Origin of the sequence: Dietzia sp. B32, assembly GCF_024732245.1 — a bacterium.
In the GTDB taxonomy this organism is placed as follows: domain Bacteria; phylum Actinomycetota; class Actinomycetes; order Mycobacteriales; family Mycobacteriaceae; genus Dietzia.
The window spans coordinates 559,181-575,331 of sequence record NZ_CP093845.1 but is presented as its reverse complement, the minus strand read 5'-3'; the positions used below and the strand labels follow the sequence as shown (position 1 = coordinate 575,331).

The 16,151-nt window shown below is 69.5% G+C and carries 16 protein-coding genes; 12 read left to right on the top strand and 4 right to left on the bottom strand.

Annotated elements, in window-relative coordinates:
* Positions 1-44 precede the first annotated feature (44 nt).
* From L8M95_RS02760 to L8M95_RS02715, 10 genes are all read left to right on the top strand, one after another.
* The gene (locus tag L8M95_RS02760) at positions 45-284 is read left to right on the top strand and encodes an ATP synthase F0 subunit C (RefSeq protein ID WP_106386252.1); all 240 of its coding nucleotides are present in this window, start codon (positions 45-47) and stop codon (positions 282-284) included.
* A gap of 31 nt (positions 285-315) precedes the next feature.
* Positions 316-888: a F0F1 ATP synthase subunit B gene (locus L8M95_RS02755; protein WP_132060949.1), complete on the top strand. Its 573-nt coding sequence runs from the start codon at positions 316-318 to the stop codon at positions 886-888.
* Between the two features lie 14 nt (positions 889-902).
* The gene (locus tag L8M95_RS02750) at positions 903-1,721 is read left to right on the top strand and encodes a F0F1 ATP synthase subunit delta (protein ID WP_260487809.1); all 819 of its coding nucleotides are present in this window, start codon (positions 903-905) and stop codon (positions 1,719-1,721) included.
* 105 nt (positions 1,722-1,826) lie between these two features.
* Complete coding sequence (gene atpA, locus L8M95_RS02745; RefSeq protein WP_260487808.1) at positions 1,827-3,467, top strand: F0F1 ATP synthase subunit alpha; 1,641 nt, start codon at positions 1,827-1,829, stop codon at positions 3,465-3,467.
* A gap of 55 nt (positions 3,468-3,522) precedes the next feature.
* Positions 3,523-4,509, top strand: coding sequence for a F0F1 ATP synthase subunit gamma (locus L8M95_RS02740; RefSeq protein WP_260487807.1), 987 nt, complete (start codon positions 3,523-3,525; stop codon positions 4,507-4,509).
* Positions 4,510-4,512: 3 nt separating this feature from the next.
* The gene (gene atpD, locus L8M95_RS02735) at positions 4,513-5,961 is read left to right on the top strand and encodes a F0F1 ATP synthase subunit beta (RefSeq protein ID WP_132060961.1); all 1,449 of its coding nucleotides are present in this window, start codon (positions 4,513-4,515) and stop codon (positions 5,959-5,961) included.
* Between the two features lie 9 nt (positions 5,962-5,970).
* Entirely contained in the window at positions 5,971-6,342 is a 372-nt protein-coding gene (locus tag L8M95_RS02730) for a F0F1 ATP synthase subunit epsilon (protein ID WP_259822485.1), read from the top strand.
* A 48-nt stretch (positions 6,343-6,390) separates the two neighbouring features.
* Positions 6,391-6,849, top strand: coding sequence for a DUF2550 domain-containing protein (locus tag L8M95_RS02725; RefSeq protein WP_259822487.1), 459 nt, complete (start codon positions 6,391-6,393; stop codon positions 6,847-6,849).
* 46 nt (positions 6,850-6,895) lie between these two features.
* The gene (gene nucS, locus L8M95_RS02720) at positions 6,896-7,576 is read left to right on the top strand and encodes an endonuclease NucS (protein WP_260487806.1); all 681 of its coding nucleotides are present in this window, start codon (positions 6,896-6,898) and stop codon (positions 7,574-7,576) included.
* A 14-nt stretch (positions 7,577-7,590) separates the two neighbouring features.
* Complete coding sequence (locus L8M95_RS02715) at positions 7,591-7,893, top strand: ATP/GTP-binding protein (RefSeq protein ID WP_260487805.1); 303 nt, start codon at positions 7,591-7,593, stop codon at positions 7,891-7,893.
* Here the strand turns inward: L8M95_RS02715 and L8M95_RS02710 are convergent.
* Together L8M95_RS02710 and mce are read right to left on the bottom strand one after the other, a co-directional pair.
* Entirely contained in the window at positions 7,874-8,752 is an 879-nt protein-coding gene (locus L8M95_RS02710; protein ID WP_260487804.1) for a hypothetical protein, read from the bottom strand. The two genes, L8M95_RS02715 and L8M95_RS02710, sit on opposite strands and share 20 nt — an antisense overlap.
* A gap of 35 nt (positions 8,753-8,787) precedes the next feature.
* On the bottom strand, positions 8,788-9,258 hold the full coding sequence (gene mce / locus L8M95_RS02705; RefSeq protein ID WP_260487803.1) for a methylmalonyl-CoA epimerase: 471 nt from the start codon (positions 9,256-9,258) through the stop codon (positions 8,788-8,790).
* A 76-nt stretch (positions 9,259-9,334) separates the two neighbouring features.
* On the opposite strand from mce, the gene L8M95_RS02700 reads away from it, so the two are divergent.
* Complete coding sequence (locus tag L8M95_RS02700) at positions 9,335-10,534, top strand: acetyl-CoA C-acetyltransferase (RefSeq protein WP_260487802.1); 1,200 nt, start codon at positions 9,335-9,337, stop codon at positions 10,532-10,534.
* 35 nt (positions 10,535-10,569) lie between these two features.
* On the top strand, positions 10,570-11,529 hold the full coding sequence (locus tag L8M95_RS02695; RefSeq protein WP_260487801.1) for a tetratricopeptide repeat protein: 960 nt from the start codon (positions 10,570-10,572) through the stop codon (positions 11,527-11,529).
* Positions 11,530-11,616: 87 nt separating this feature from the next.
* On the opposite strand, the gene glgB is transcribed toward L8M95_RS02695, so the two are convergent.
* Together glgB and L8M95_RS02685 are read right to left on the bottom strand one after the other, a co-directional pair.
* Positions 11,617-13,980 carry a 1,4-alpha-glucan branching protein GlgB gene (gene glgB / locus L8M95_RS02690; RefSeq protein WP_260487800.1) on the bottom strand — a complete coding sequence of 788 codons (2,364 nt, stop codon included), beginning with the start codon at positions 13,978-13,980 and terminating at the stop codon, positions 11,617-11,619.
* Between the two features lie 11 nt (positions 13,981-13,991).
* Positions 13,992-16,010 (bottom strand): maltotransferase domain-containing protein, encoded by a 2,019-nt coding sequence (locus L8M95_RS02685; protein ID WP_260487799.1) that lies wholly within the window; start codon positions 16,008-16,010, stop codon positions 13,992-13,994.
* Positions 16,011-16,151 lie beyond the last annotated feature (141 nt).

Below are 16,151 nucleotides of genomic sequence, written 5' to 3'. Positions count from 1 at the left end.
CCGGAGCGGAACCACCCGCGCCGGCCATCTGAAAGGGAAACCCCATGGACATCGTCACTCTCGCCCAGGCCACCGAGCAGACCGTCACCGGCTACGGCGCGATCGGCTACGGCCTCGCCGCCATCGGCCCCGGCATCGGCATCGGCATCCTCGTCGGTAAGACCGTCGAGGGCATGGCCCGTCAGCCCGAGATGGCCGGCACCCTCCGTACCACGATGTTCCTCGGCATCGCCTTCACCGAGGCGCTCGCCCTGATCGGTATCGTCGCCGGCTTCCTGTTCTGATCGCGACACACCGACCTCTTAGGGACGCACCATGAACAACGTCATCGCCTTCTTGGCGGCCGAGGGGGAGTCGCTCCCCCTGGAGGAAAGCCCCAACCCGCTCATTCCTCCGCTGTATGACATCGTCTGGTCGCTCATCCCGCTCGCCGTCATCCTCTGGCTCTTCTGGAAGTTCATCCTTCCGAAGTTCCAGCAGGTTCTCGATGAGCGAGAGGAGCGAATCGAGGGTGGTCTGCGTCGTGCCGAGCAGACCCAGGCCGAGGCGAAGGAGGAGCTCGCCAAGTACAAGGCGCAGCTCGCCGAGGCGCGCAGCGAAGCGGCCAAGATCCGCGACGACGCGCGAGCCCAGGGTCAGCAGATCCTCGCCGACATGAAGGCCGAGGCCCAGTCGGAGAGCGACCGTATCGTCGCCGCCGGCAACCAGCAGCTCTCGGCCCAGCGCCAGCAGATCATCGCGGAGCTGCGCACGGATCTCGGTCGGCAGTCCGTCGACCTGGCGGAGCGGCTCATGGGTGAGCAGCTGTCGGATTCGGTCCGCCGTTCCGGCACCATCGACCGCTTTCTGGCAGACCTCGACCGGGTCCCCGGCGCGGGCAAGAACTAAGGGAAGTGGAGTCCATGCACGCAGCGAGTCGCGATGCGCTCGACCAGACCCGTGACGATCTGAAGTCCGCACTGGCCTCGAACCCGGCCGGCGGTGCCACCGGTGCCAAGGTGGGCCAGGAACTCTTCCAGGTCGTCGACGTCCTCGAGGACAACCGGTCACTGCGGGTCGCCGTGGCCGACACCTCGGCCTCGGTCGAGGCCCGGCAGGATCTGGTCCGCGGGGTGTTCGGGTGGAAGGTCGACCAGGCCACACTCGACCTCCTCCTCGCTGCGGTCGCCCGGGACTGGTCCAATCCGCGCGAGCTGCGGCAGGGCCTGATCCTGCTCGGTCGCGAGGCCCTCATGCGTTCCGCGGAGGAGCAGGGTCAGCTCCAGACCGTTGAGGACGAGCTGTTCCGGCTCGGCCGCATCATCGCCGGCGACGCCGAGTTCGAGCAGACCCTGGCCGACCGGACCGCGGACACGGGCGCCAAGCGGGCACTCCTCGCCCAGGTGCTCTACGGCAAGGTCACCGCGGTGACCGAGGCGCTGGCCTCCCAGGCCGTCGCCCGGCCCGCCGGAATGCCCGCGGACGACATCATGGAGATCTCGCGGCAGGCCGCTGAGCTCCGTGGCCGCACCGTGGCCGTGGTGACCAGTGCCGAGTCGCTCTCCGAGCAGCAGGCCGGCGATCTCCGTGAACGACTCGCGTCGATCTACGGACGAGAGATCGCCATCCACAACGACGTCGATCCCGCCCTCCTGGGAGGGGCAGTCGTCCGCGTGGGCGACGAGATCATCGACGGCAGCGTGGCGGGACGGCTCGACGCGATGCGTCGAACCCTCCGCTGACCGGCTGGTCCGGCACAAGACGAGCTGCGACTCGGCCGTATCCCAGCGGTAGTGGCTCACGCAAACACCCATAAAGCACATCCCGACTTTGAGAGCAGGAATGACATGGCGGAGTTGACGATCTCCTCCGATGAGATCCGCAGCGCGATTGCGAACTACACCTCGACTGTTTCGACCGACGCGACCAAGGAAGAGGTCGGCCTCGTCGTCGACACCAGTGATGGCATCGCGCACATCAGTGGCCTCCCCTCGGCGATGGCGAACGAGTTGTTGGAGTTCCCCGGCGGCATCCTCGGTGTGGCACTGAACCTCGAAGACCGCGAGATCGGCGCCGTCATCCTCGGTAACTTCGAGGAGATCGCCCAGGGCCAGGAGGTCCGCCGCACCGGTGACGTCCTCTCGGTCCCGGTCGGTGACGGCTTCCTCGGACGCGTCGTCAACCCGCTGGGTCAGCCGATCGACGGCCTCGGTGACATCGAGTCGGAAGGTACCCGCGCCCTCGAGCTGCAGGCGCCCTCCGTCCTCGAGCGCCAGCCGGTCGAGGAGCCGATGCAGACCGGTATCAAGGCGATCGACGCCATGACGCCGATCGGTCGCGGCCAGCGCCAGCTCATCATCGGTGACCGCAAGACCGGCAAGACCGCGGTCTGCATCGACGCCATCCTCAACCAGAAGGCCAACTGGGAGTCGGGCGACAAGACCAAGCAGCTGCGGTGCATCTACGTGGCCATCGGTCAGAAGGGCTCCACCATCGCGGGCGTCAAGGCGACCCTCGAGGAGCACGGCGCGATGGAGTACACCACCATCGTGGCGGCCCCGGCCTCCGACTCCGCCGGCTTCAAGTGGCTCGCGCCGTTCACCGGCTCGGCCATCGGCCAGCACTGGATGTACGACGGTGCCCACGTTCTCGTGGTGTTCGACGACCTGTCCAAGCAGGCCGACGCCTACCGCGCCATCTCGCTCCTCCTGCGCCGCCCGCCGGGCCGCGAGGCCTACCCGGGTGACGTCTTCTACCTCCACTCCCGTCTGCTGGAGCGGTGTGCCAAGCTCTCGGACGAGATGGGCGGCGGCTCGCTGACCGGTCTGCCGATCATCGAGACGAAGGCCAACGACGTCTCGGCCTTCATCCCCACCAACGTCATCTCCATCACCGACGGTCAGGTCTTCCTCGAGTCCGACCTGTTCAACCGGGGTGTCCGCCCCGCGGTCAACGTCGGTATCTCCGTCTCCCGAGTCGGTGGCGCCGCCCAGACCAAGGGCATGAAGAAGGTCTCCGGTTCGCTGCGTCTCGACCTGGCCGCCTACCGCGACCTCGAGTCCTTCGCGACCTTCGCCTCCGACCTCGACGCCGCCTCCAAGGCCCAGCTCGAGCGCGGCCAGCGTCTGGTGGAGATCCTCAAGCAGGACCAGAACTCGCCGGTGGCCGTCGAGGACCAGATCGTGTCGATCTACCTCGCGGGCGAGGGCTTCTACGACTCCGTTCCGGTGGAGGACGTCCGCCGGTTCGAGACCGAGCTGCTCGAGCACCTGCACCACTCGGCCTCGGACGTCTACTCGCAGATCGACGGTGGTGGCGCGCTCTCGGACGAGTCCAAGTCGACCCTCGAGGCCAAGACCAACGAGTTCAAGGAGGGCTTCCAGACCACCGACGGCTCCAGCGTGGTCAAAGAGCCCGAGGCCGAGGCGCTCTCCGAGGACGAGATCGACCGGGAGACCCTCACGGTCACCAAGAAGAAGAAGGCCTGAGGCCTCGAGATGACAGCCATCCGATACTCGGGCGAGAGGAGCGTGATCTGAGACCATGGCGAATTTGCGTGAACTGCGCGACCGGATCAAGTCGGTCAACTCGACCAAGAAGATCACCAAGGCCCAGGAGCTGATCGCGACGTCGCAGATCTCCAAGGCCCAGGCACGGGTCGCGGCGGCCAAGCCCTTCGCGGACCAGATCACGGCGATCCTGACCGACCTCGCGAGTGCGTCGTCGATCCAGCACCGCATGCTCAACGAGCCGGAGGACGCCAAGCGTTCCGCCGTGCTCGTGGTGACGTCCGACCGCGGTATGGCCGGCGGATACAACCACAACGTCCTCAAGGAGGCGTCCGAGCTCATCGCGTACCTCGAGGGTGAGGGCCGCGAGGTCGACATCTACGTCCTGGGCAACAAGGGCATCGTGTACTACACGTTCCGCGAGATCGCCCTCGCCGGGTCGTGGCACGGGCACTCCCAGAAGCCCGTCTACCAGGAGGCGCGACCGGCGTTCCAGCTCTTGTCGACCGCCTTCGCGGTCGGCGGGGACGGGACGTTCGACGCCGCGGAGTTCCTCGGCGAGAACCACGAGGGGGACACCACCCGCAAGGGCGTGGACGAGGTGCACATCGTTTACACCCAGTTCGTCTCGATGCTCACCCAGACCCCGCGGGCGCGTCGTCTCGCCCCGATCGAGACGCAGGTCGAGATCGAGGAGCTGGATCTCGGCGAGGACCTGCTCGACACGACGAAGACGGACTTCAAGCCCGAGGTCTCCTTCGAGCCCGACGCGGACACCCTGCTCGACAACCTCCTCCCGAGGTACATGTCGACACGGGCTTTCGCGGCGCTGCTCGAGTCAGCGGCATCGGAGTCGGCGGCACGTCGTACCGCGATGAAGTCCGCCACGGACAACGCGACCGAACTGGTCGAGGGCCTCAGCCGTGAGGCCAACCAGGCACGTCAGGCACAGATCACCCAGGAAATCAGCGAGATCGTCGGCGGCGCCGGTGCGCTCGCCGCGAGCGCAGGAAGTGACTAGACAATGACCACAGCTGTAACCGATCAGAGCACGACGGGCACGGCCGGTCTCACCGGCCGGGTCTCCCGTGTCCTGGGTGCGGTCGTCGACGTGGAGTTCCCGCGCGGCGCCCTCCCGGCCCTCTACAACGCCCTCACGGCCGAGATCTCCCTCGCGGCCGTCGCCAAGACGGTGACCTTCGAGGTCGCCCAGCACCTCGGCGACAACATGGTGCGCTGCATCTCGATGCAGTCCACCGACGGACTCGTCCGTGGTGCCGAGGTCGTCGACTCCGGCAAGCCGATCTCGGTGCCGGTCGGCGACGTCGTCAAGGGCCACGTCTTCAACGCCCTCGGCGACTGCCTCGACGCCCCGGGAACCGGCCGCGACGGCGAGCAGTGGGGTATCCACCGCGAGCCGCCGGCCTTCGACCAGCTCGAGGGCAAGACCGAGATCCTCGAGACCGGTGTGAAGGTCATCGACCTGCTGACCCCGTACGTCAAGGGCGGCAAGATCGGCCTGTTCGGTGGTGCCGGTGTCGGCAAGACCGTGCTCATCCAGGAGATGATCACCCGTATCGCACGCGAGTTCTCCGGCACGTCGGTGTTCGCCGGCGTCGGTGAGCGCACGCGTGAGGGCACCGACCTCTTCCTCGAGATGGAGGAGATGGGCGTGCTCCAGGACACCGCGCTGGTGTTCGGTCAGATGGACGAGCCGCCGGGGACGCGTATGCGCGTCGCGCTGTCGGCCCTCACGATGGCCGAGTACTTCCGCGACGTGCAGGGCCAGGACGTCCTGCTGTTCATCGACAACATCTTCCGTTTCACCCAGGCCGGTTCCGAGGTCTCGACGCTGCTCGGCCGTATGCCGTCCGCCGTCGGTTACCAGCCGACCCTGGCTGACGAGATGGGCCAGCTGCAGGAGCGGATCACGTCGACCCGTGGCCGTTCGATCACCTCGCTGCAGGCGATCTACGTTCCCGCCGACGACTACACCGACCCGGCACCGGCGACCACCTTCGCGCACCTCGACGCCACCACGGAGCTCTCGCGCTCCATCGCGTCGAAGGGCATCTACCCGGCCGTCGACCCGCTCACCTCGACCTCGCGGATCCTCGAGCCCGGCATCGTCGGCGAGGAGCACTACCGCGTCGCGCAGGAAGTCATCCGGATCCTCCAGAAGTACAAGGAGCTCCAGGACATCATCGCGATCCTCGGTATGGACGAGCTGTCCGAGGAGGACAAGGTCACCGTTCAGCGCGCCCGTCGTCTCGAGCGCTTCCTGGGCCAGAACTTCCTCGTCGCCGAGAAGTTCACCGGCCAGGTCGGCTCGGTCGTCCCGCTGTCCGAGACCATCGAGGCCTTCGACAAGCTGGTCAAGGGCGAGCTCGACCACCTGCCCGAGCAGGCGTTCAACGGTATCGGCGGTCTGGACGACGTCGAGAAGGCCGCCAAGAAGCTCTCGGGGAAGTGACCGTAGACAATGGCTGACATCGAAGTCGAGTTCGTCACGGTCGAGCGCCGCTTCTGGTCCGGGACCGCGACGATGGTGGTCGCGAAGACCACCGAGGGCGAGATCGGTATCCAGGCCGGGCACGAGCCGTTGCTCGGAGAACTGGACGCCGGTGGCACCGTGACGGTCTACACCGACGAGGGCAAGAAGGTCGCCGCGGTACAGGGCGGCTTCCTCTCGGTGACCGCGAACAAGGTCAGTATCCTGGGTGAGGCGGCGGAGTGGTCGGATGCCATCGACCGTGCCGCAGCCGAGCGGGCACTGTCCGAGGCCGGCGATGACGCCGCCGCCGCGGCCACCGCCCGCGGCCGTCTTCGCGCCGTCGAGAAGGCCGGCGCCTAGTACGACCACGGTCCGTCCGTCACACACGGCCGCGGCCGCCGGAAGGGGATGAGCAGATTGACGGCTCCCATCGAGATCATTCTCGGTGTCGTCATCCTGCTCGTCCTCGTCCCGGTGGTCGCGGCCGTCGTGTATCGACTGGTCGTCGTTCGTCGCAACTCCACATCGGTTCTCGTCCGTCGGGCCGGTGAGGACGCGTGGGGATACGGCGCTGTCCGATATTCCGACACCGAGGTCGCCTTCTACCGTCTGATGAGCGTGAAGTTCGGGGCGGACGTGCGCCTGGACAGGCGGACCCTCGTCCTCGGCCCGCGGCGGCAGCCCACCGGCCCCGAGCTCGACGTGGCCGAGGAGGGTGAGATGATCGTCACCTTCTCGGGGCAGGATCGGCGCGGGCGCCCGGTCGAGGGTGAACTGTGCGTGGCGCCCGCCAAACTGACCGGGATGCTCGCGTGGGTGGAGGCATGCTCCACCGAGCAGATCCGTCCCCGTCGTCCCCACCGCTGACTCCTCGCCACGCGTCCGAGTGCGGCGCCCTACCCAGGAGGAACCGTTGCGACTCGTCGTTGCCACGTGTCAGGTCGACTACGTGGGTCGCCTGACCGCGCACCTGCCGTTGGCCCCACGGCTGCTGCTCGTCAAGGCTGACGGGTCGGTGAGCGTCCACGCCGACGACCGCGCCTACAAACCGCTCAACTGGATGACACCGCCCTGTTCGCTGACCGAGCAGGACCATCCCGAGAATCCGGATCATCGACTGTGGGTCGTGGAGAACAAGGCGGGGGAGCAGCTGCGGATCACCGTCGCCGAGGTCCACCACGATTCCCACCATGAGCTGGGCGTGGACCCGGGGCTCGTCAAGGACGGCGTCGAGGCGCATCTGCAGGAGCTGCTGGCCGAGCACATCGAGACACTCGGTCGGGGGTACACACTGGTGCGCCGGGAGTACATGACGGCGATCGGACCGGTGGACATACTCGGACGGGACGCGGACGGGACGACCGTGGCGGTGGAGATCAAGCGCCGCGGCGAGATCGACGGTGTCGAGCAGCTCACCCGCTATTTGGAGCTGCTCAACCGCGATCCGCTGCTCGCGCCGGTCAGTGGCGTCTTCGCCGCCCAGATCATCAAGCCGCAGGCGAGGACTCTCGCCGAGGACCGCGGGATCCGTTGCGTGACCCTGGATTACGACTCGCTGCGCGGGATCGAGTCCACGGACCTCCGGCTCTTCTGACCACCGACCGCCTCGTGCCCAGACGACACCGACGCGGCGACGCGGACCGGCCGCTACCCGGGCGCGACGGTCTCGGCGGAGGGGCGCTCGAGTCCGGGCCATCCGGTGACCCCGACATGTACCGCGTCCGTCGGATACCCGGGTCCCGTGCAGGTAAGGACTACCGGTGTCCGGGGTGTGATCACGTCGTGTCGGCCGGTACCGCGCATGTCGTGGCGTGGCCGGATCGGCCGCGCGGGGACGAGGAACGCCGCCACTGGCACACCGGTTGTTGGTCCGGTCGCGGCCGGCGTGGTCTCACTCGGCGATGGAGCTGAGGTCCGGTTCCTCGGGCAGGTCGTACTGACCGCCCCTGCGGCGCCCGGGGACCGGTTCGAGCGTCGCCCGGATGGCGGCGAGCTCGTCGAGTACCCGCTCCCGGAGGGTCCGCAGTTCGTCCGCGTGCTCCCGGGCCACGGAGATGATCCGATCGGCCCTGGCGTGGGCGGCGTCGACGATCCGACCCGCTTCCCGCTCCGCCTCGCGGCGCAGTGACGCCGCCGCCGCCTCCGAAGCGTCGTGCCGTTCCGCCTCGTCGCGCAGCGCCTCACTCCGGCGTCGGTCCGAGGCGAGTCGGTGGTCGTCGTCGATCTGCTGGCGGCGGCGTGCGGCCTCGTCGTCCAGCCGGCGGGCCTCGCGTTCCGCGGCGAGGACGATCTCCCGGGCCCGGGCCCTGGCCGCGGTGAGGACGGTGGTGTGCTCGGCGCGGACCGACTCCGCCCTGCCGCGGGCCTCGGCCAACTCGGTTGCCGCCGCCTCCCGCAGGCGCCACGCCTCTTCCTCGGCCTCCGTGCGGATGCGGTCGGCGACGGTATGGGCGGAGTCGCGGATGGACTCGGCCTCCGCGGTGGCCAGCGACAGCATCGTCGACAATCGGTCCGACATCTGTTCACTGGTGACGGGGGTACGGCCGAGTTCGACGATCCTGGCCTCGAGTTCGGCCACCCGTCGGCGTGACCGGTCGGCGTCCGCCGCGGCCCGGTCGGCCCGGTCGACGGCGGCGTCCCGGTCGGCGCGCAGCAGATCCGTCTCGGTCTCGAGACGGCTGAGGGCGCTCATCACCTGCTCACGGTCAAAACCCTTGCGCACCACCGCGAAAGCCTCCGTGGTGGTGGGTGACGTGTGCATGCTCGACATGGCCCCCACCCTAGCGGCGGGGGCCGACCGGGCGACTAGTGATGTCCGTCCGCGGGCTCGACGAGCTCGAGGAGCACACCGCCCGCGTCCTTCGGATGGACGAAGTTGATGCGCGAGTCCGCGGTGCCCCTCTTGGGCGCCGGGTAGAGAACCCGGACTCCGCGGCCGGTGAGGTGAGCGGTGATCGCATCGATGTCGGTCACCCGGACGGCCATCTGCTGGATGCCGGGACCGTTCCGGTCGATGAACTTCGCGATGGTGGAGGACTCGTCCAAGGGGGCGAGGACCTGGAGCAGGGCGCTGCCCTCGGGGCGACCGGGGGAGCCGAGCATCGCTTCGCGCACCCCCTGCTCCTCGTTGACCTCCTCGTGGAGGTTCTCCATACCCAGGTTGTCGCGGTACCAGGCCACGGCGGCGTCGAAGTCGGGAACCGCGACACCGACGTGGTCGATCGCCACGACGAGCTCGGAGGGCAGTAGGGGCTGGCCTGCTGGGGTAGTGGTCATACCTGCCACGCTAGTCGGTCGCCTCTCGCGGTAGTTTGGCGAGTACAGTCTCATCCCCTCCACCGGAAGGTGTCCCATGACCGCCGACCCCACCCGCACCGTCATCGTCTCCGGGGCCCGCACCCCGTTCGGCCGCCTGCAGGGCGGACTGTCGTCCCTCTCCGCCCCAGAGTTGGGCGGCATCGCCATCAGCGCCGCGCTCGAGCGCGGAGGCGTCTCGCCGGAGGCCGTCGACCAGGTGATCATGGGGCAGGTTCTCTCCGCCGGCAACGGCCAGATGCCCGCGCGCCAGGCCTCGCTCGCCGCCGGTCTGCCCAAGCGTGTCGACGCACTGAGCATCAACAAGATGTGCCTGTCCGGACTGACGGCGATCGCCCTGGCCGATCAGGCGATCCGCTCCGGTTACTCCGAGGTCGTCGTGGCCGGCGGTCAGGAGTCGATGTCCCAGGCTCCCCACCTGCTCCCCAAGAGCCGTGCCGGGTACAAGTACGGATCGATCGAGGTGCTCGATCACATGGCGTACGACGGCCTGCACGACGTCCCGACCGACCAGCCGATGGGTGCGCTCACCGAGGCCCGCAACGTCGAGCTGGAGATCACCCGCGAGCACCAGGACGAGTTCGCGGCGATCTCCCACCAGCGCGCCGCCGCGGCCGCGAAGGAGGGCCGGTTCGCCGACGAGATCGTGCCGGTCACGGTCAAGGGCCGCAAGGGTGACACGGTCGTGGACACCGACGAGGGCGTGCGTGCCGACTCGACCCCCGAGTCGATGGGCAAGCTCCGTCCCGCGTTCGCCAAGGACGGCACCATCACGGCCGGTTCCTCGTCGCAGATCTCCGACGGCGCCTCCGCGGTCATCGTGACCTCCGCTGCCCGCGCCGAGGCCGAGGGGTGGCCCGTGCTCGCCGAGATCGTCGGCTACGGCACCGTCGCGGGCCCGGACTCGACCCTGCAGCACCAGCCCGCCGACGCGGTGCTGGACGCGTGCAAGCGGGCGGGCGTGGAGGTCTCCGACATCGACCTGTTCGAGTTCAACGAGGCCTTCGCCTCGGTCGGCCTGCACTCGACCCGCATGCTCGGCCTGAGCTCCGACAAGGTCAACGTCAACGGCGGTGCCATCTCGCTCGGTCACCCGATCGGGGTCTCCGGAAACCGCGTCGTGCTCACCCTCGCCCTCGAACTCGCCCGCCGCGGCGGAGGGCTCGGCGCGGCCGCGCTGTGCGGTGGCGGCGGCCAGGGTGACGCCCTGATCATCCGGGTGCCCGCGGCCGGCTGACACCCCCACGCGCCCGCCGTGGCAGGATCGGAACCGTGACGAGACCAGGTAACCGACCCCCGTCCGCCGCCGAGCAGAAGCTCGCGGCGTCGCTCGCCGGCGCCGTCGACCTGTCCGGATTGAAGAAGCGGGCCGAGACCCGCCGGGGCGCGACCGACACCGGTCGCGCCCCCGGGCCGGGCGGCCCGCCGCCGGGCCCGGGTCCGGATGGTTCGGGTCCCGCGGTTCTGGTGGAGGTGGACGAGACCTCCTTCGAGCAGGAGGTACTGGTCCGTTCGAGCCAGGTTCCCGTGATCCTCGAACTGGTCTCGCAGCGGGCACCGACCGCGTTGACGAGCCTGTTGGACGCGTTGGCGCTGGAGGCCGGTGGCCGGTGGGTCCACGCGACGGTGGACGTCGACGTCTCCCCGGGCATCGCCCAGGCCCTGCAGGCCCGCGCCGTCCCGACGGTCTACGCCGTGGCGGCGGGTCGCCCACTCGCCGATTTCGAGGGCGAGCAGCCGGAGGACGCCCTGCGGCAGTGGCTCGACGCCGTGCTCCGGGCGACCGAGGGCAAGCTGAGCGGTCCCGCCCCGGACACCGGCGACGCGGAGCCCGAGGAACCCACGGACCCCGAGCGGGACGCCGCCGAGGACGCGCTCGCCGACGGTGACCTCGTCGCGGCGGAGGAGCGTTTCAGTGCGCTCGTGCAGTCCCGCCCCGGCGAGCACTCCCTGGTCGAGGCGTTGCGCTACGTGCAGGCCACCCGCCGTGTGGCGGAGGGGACCGATGTGGGCGAGGGGGCCGTCCCCGACGCGTTGCGGGCGGCGGATGGTGCGCTCGTGGGCGGCGAGTACGAGGCGGCGTTCACGACCCTGGTCGACGCGATCCGTGTCCACTTCGGGGACGACCGCGCCACGCTGCGTGCACGCCTGCTGGAGCTCCTCGAGGCACTGCCGGTGGACGACCCGCGTGTCCTCGCCGGACGCCGTGACCTCGCGAGCGCACTCTACTGACGATCCGCGACCGAGCTGGTCGGCGGGCGTCTGCCGACCGGCCGTGCGCCGACCGACCGCCCGCCATCGGGCGGGCGGCGGCGCAGATCAGGCGTCCGACGCCTCGACCGACGCCCCGACCGACGTGTCCGTCGCGTGCCGGAACCACACGGTGGCCCGGGGACCGACCGTGATCGCCGCCGAGTAGGGCCGCCCGTGGTGGGGCGTGTTCTCGGCGTCGACCCCGCCCAGGTTGCCCGCGCCCGAACCCTCGTAACCCGACGCGTCGGTGTTGAGGATCTCCTCCCAGTACCCGCCCTCGGGCAGCCCGATGCGGTAGTCGCCGAGCGGGGCGCCGGAGAAGTTGACCACGCACGCGATCGTGTTGCCGGCGTGGTCCGTCCTCAGGAAGGACAACGTGTTGTGGGCGGCGTCGTTGGCGTCGATCCACGAGAAGCCGGAGGGCTCGTCGTCGAGCGACCACAGGGCGGGGTTGTCGGCGTAGCGGGTGTTGAGGTCCCGCACGCAGGCGAGGATGCCGCGATGGTACTCGCCTTCCCAGCCCTCGAGGTTCTCCCAGGCGACACCCTTGTCGGCGTCCCACTCGGTGGTCTGGCCGAACTCGAGCCCCTGGAAGAGCAACTTCTTCCCGGGGTGCGCCCACATGTAGGCGTAGAGACTCCGGATGCCCGCCGCCCGGTCCCACGAGGTGCCGGGCATGCGTTCCCACATCGACCCCTTGCCGTGGACCACCTCGTCGTGGCTCAGGGGGAGGACGAAGCGCTCACTCCAGGCGTACATCATCGAGAAGGTGATCTCGCCGTGGTGGAATCCGCGGTAGATCGGGTCGAGCCCCACGTACCGCAGGGTGTCGTTCATCCACCCCATGTTCCACTTCATGGAGAACCCGAGGCCGCCGGTGTAGGTGGGCGAGGTGACGCCGCCCCAGGACGTGGACTCCTCGGCCACGGTGAGGAATCCGGGATGCTCCCGCGCCAGGGTCGCGTTGACCTCCTGGAGGAACGAGATCGCCTCGAGGTTCTCCCGGCCACCGTAGATGTTGGGGGTCCACTCGCCGGCCTCGCGGGAGTAGTCCAGGTAGAGCATCGAGGCCACGGCGTCCACTCGTAGGCCGTCGACGTGGAACTCCTCGGCCCAGTAGAGGGCGTTGGCGACGAGGAAGTTGCGCACCTCGTGACGGCCGAAATCGAACACGTAGGTGCCCCAGTCGGGCTGCTCGCCGCGGCGGGGGTCGGCGTGTTCGTAGAGCGGGGTGCCGTCGAACCGGCCGAGTGACCACTCGTCCTTGGGGAAGTGCGCGGGTACCCAGTCCACCAGGACGCCGATGCCGCGCGAGTGCAGGTGGTCGATGACATAGCGCAGGTCGTCGGGGGAGCCGAACCGGCTGGTCGGGGCGTAGTAGGAGGAGACCTGGTAGCCCCACGAACCGCCGAAGGGGTGCTCGGCGACGGGCATGAGCTCCACGTGGGTGAACCCGGTCTCGGCGATGTGGTCGGCGAGCTCGTGCGCGAACTCCCGGTAGTCGAGTCCGGGTCGCCAGGATCCGACGTGGACCTCGAGGACGGTCATCGGGGAACGCGAGTGGTCGCGGGTCGCGCGGGCGGCGATCCACTCGTCGTCGTTCCACTCGTATCCGGACGTGAACACCCTGGACCCGGTGGCGGGGGGCACCTCGGTGGCCACCGCCATGGGGTCGGCGTGGTCGATGGTCCGGCCGTCGGCGCCGCGGACGCAGTACTTGTAGACCGCGCCGTCGGCGACGTCGGGCACGAACAGTTCCCAGACCCCGGAGGATCCGATCGAGCGCATGGGCAGCGCGGTGGGGTTCCATCCGCAGAAGTCGCCGACCACGCTCATCCCGCGGGCGCCCGGCGCCCACACCGCGAAGGAGGTGCCGGTGACCGGCCCGCCCGGGGTGTCGTAGGTGCGCACGTGGGCGCCGAGGACGTCCCACAGTCGTTCGTGGCGTCCCTCGCCGATGAGGTGCAGGTCGATCTCGCCGAGGGTGGGCAGGAAACGGTAACCGTCCGCGACGGTGCGGGTGTGGCCGTCGGGGTAGCGGACCCGGTAGCGGTAGTCGGGAACGTCGGGGTCGGGCAGCGCCGCGTGGAACAGTCCGTCACCGATCGGGCGCATGGGGACGGTGCGGTCGCCGATGACGACCTCCACCTCCACCGCGCCCGGCTGGACGGTGCGCACGACGGAGCCGTCCCCGTCCCGGTGCGCGCCGTAGACCGAGTGGGGGTCGTGGTGGGTTCCGGACCGGAGCCGACCGAGTACCTCGTCGGGGATCGGCGTGGGCTCGGCGGCGATGGCCGGCTCAGGGGGCGCGGGGGGAGTGGTGGGCACGGCAGGCGTCGCCGGAGCCGCCGCGGGCGCCGATGACGACGACGAGGTCTGCTCCGGTCCGAGCCGGTCGGTGGAGCGGATTTTCTTCTTGTGCTTTGCCATGGCCGTTCGCCTCAATCCACGGTGTGCGTGCGGTAGGTCAGTTCGACCCTACGTGCTTCGTCGCAGGGCGGGATGACGATGATGTGGGCGACGGCGGTCCAGGGTTCGAGCCGGATGTAGTTGCTCGACCCCCAGTGGAACTCGGAGCCGGACACCTCGTCGCGCACGCTGAACCGGGCGTCGTCGTCGTACCCCAGGGCCGCCATGTCCAGGTGCAGGGTGCCCTCCTGGACACCGAGGGAGTCCAGGGAGACCACCGCGAGCACGCAGTCCCCGGTGGCCGGATCGATCTTGGAGTAGGCGATGATCTGGTCGTTGTCCACGTCGTGGAACCGCAGGGTGCGCAATTGCTGCAGGGCGGGGTGTTCGCGGCGGACCCGGTTGAGGGTGCGCAACCACGGGGCCAGTGACTGCCCGGCGGCCTCCGCGGCGGCGAAGTCGCGGGGGCGGAGCTCGTACTTCTCCGAGTCCAGGTACTCCTCGCTGCCGTCGGCGACGGGCTGCCACTCGTAGAGTTCGTAGCCGGAGTACACGCCCCACGAGGGGGAGAGCGTCGCGGCGAGCACCGCCCGGATCGCGAACATCGCCGGGCCGCCGCGTTGGAGCGACTCATGCAGGATGTCCGGGGTGTTGGTGAACATGTTGGGGCGGGCCTCGTCCACGTGGGCCAGCAGCTGCTCGCAGAACTCCACCAGGTCGGACTTCGTGGTCTTCCAGGTGAAGTAGGTGTACGACTGCGAGAAGCCGCGCTTGGCCAGGCCGAACAGCCGCGCCGGACGGGTGAAGGCCTCGGCGAGGAACAGCACGTCCGGCTCCGTCCGCTTGACCTCGCTGATGAGGCGGTTCCAGAAGTCGGCCGGCTTCGTGTGCGGGTTGTCGACCCGGAAGATCCGGACCCCGAGCGAGGTCCACAGCCGGACCACGCGCAGCACCTCGGCGTAGATGCCCTCCGCGTCGGTGTCGAAGTTGACCGGATAAATGTCCTGGTACTTCTTGGGCGGGTTCTCGGCGTAGGCGATGTGCCCGTCGGGCAGCACGGTGAACCACTCCGGGTGCTCGGCGGCCCACGGGTGGTCGGGTGCGCACTGCAGGGCCAGGTCCAGCGCGACCTCGACGCCGCGTTCGCGGGCGTGGGCCACCAGCTCGCGGAAGTCCTCGATGGTGCCGAGGAGAGGGTGGACCGCGTCGTGCCCACCCTCGGCGGAACCGATGGCCCACGGGGACCCGACGTCGCCGGGCCCGGGGGTCAGCGTGTTGTTGCGGCCCTTGCGGTTGATCTCGCCGATGGGGTGGATCGGTGGCAGGTACACGACGTCGAACCCGAGGTCGGCGGCGTGGTCCACATAGGAGCGCGAGGTGGCGAACGTGCCGTGGACGGGGCGTCCCTCGTCGTCCCAGCCGCCGGTGGAGCGGGGGAAGAACTCGTACCAGGAACTGAACTGCGCCTCGCGGCGGTCCACCCACACGCGATGGGTCTGGCCGACGGTGACCAGCTCGCGCACGGGGTCGTCCGCCAACGCGTCGGCGACCTCGTCCGACAGTGCCGGGGAGGTGCGGGTGGCCGCGTCACCGGAGCCGCGCAGCGCTGCCGCGGCGGCGGTCAGCAGGTCGACGCGGTCGGCGACGCCGGCGACGGTCGCCCGGGCGATCGCCGTGTCGAGCACCCGGGCGCCCACCTCGAACTCGTTGCCCAGCTCATCCGAGTCCTGGCCGGCGGCCATCTTCTTGACGATCCCGCTACGCCACGTGGCGTAGGGGTCGGACCACGCCTCCACGCGGAACGACCACATCCCCGGCACGTCGGTGGGCAGCAGCGCGTGGAAGGTGTCCGGCTCGGTGCCGGGCACCATCGTGGCCCGGGACGAGGCGCCACCGGGCCGTCGGACCACCAGGCTGGCGGACAGCGCGTCGTGGCCCTCGCGCCACACGATCGCCGAGACGGGCAGGATCTCTTCGACCACGGACTTGGACGGGAACCTCCCGCAGGAGACGAGGGGACGGACCTCATCGATGGCCAGACGGTCGTTCACGTCGGTGCTCCTCTCGGCGGGCGGGCGCCGCGGTGGACGGCGTCACCCCCACGACGCTATCGAAGTCGGGACGATCCTTCAGGGCCGCACGAGTCGGCGTTCACCTGCGGGGCCGTGTTCCTGGCCACCCGGCGACCCGAT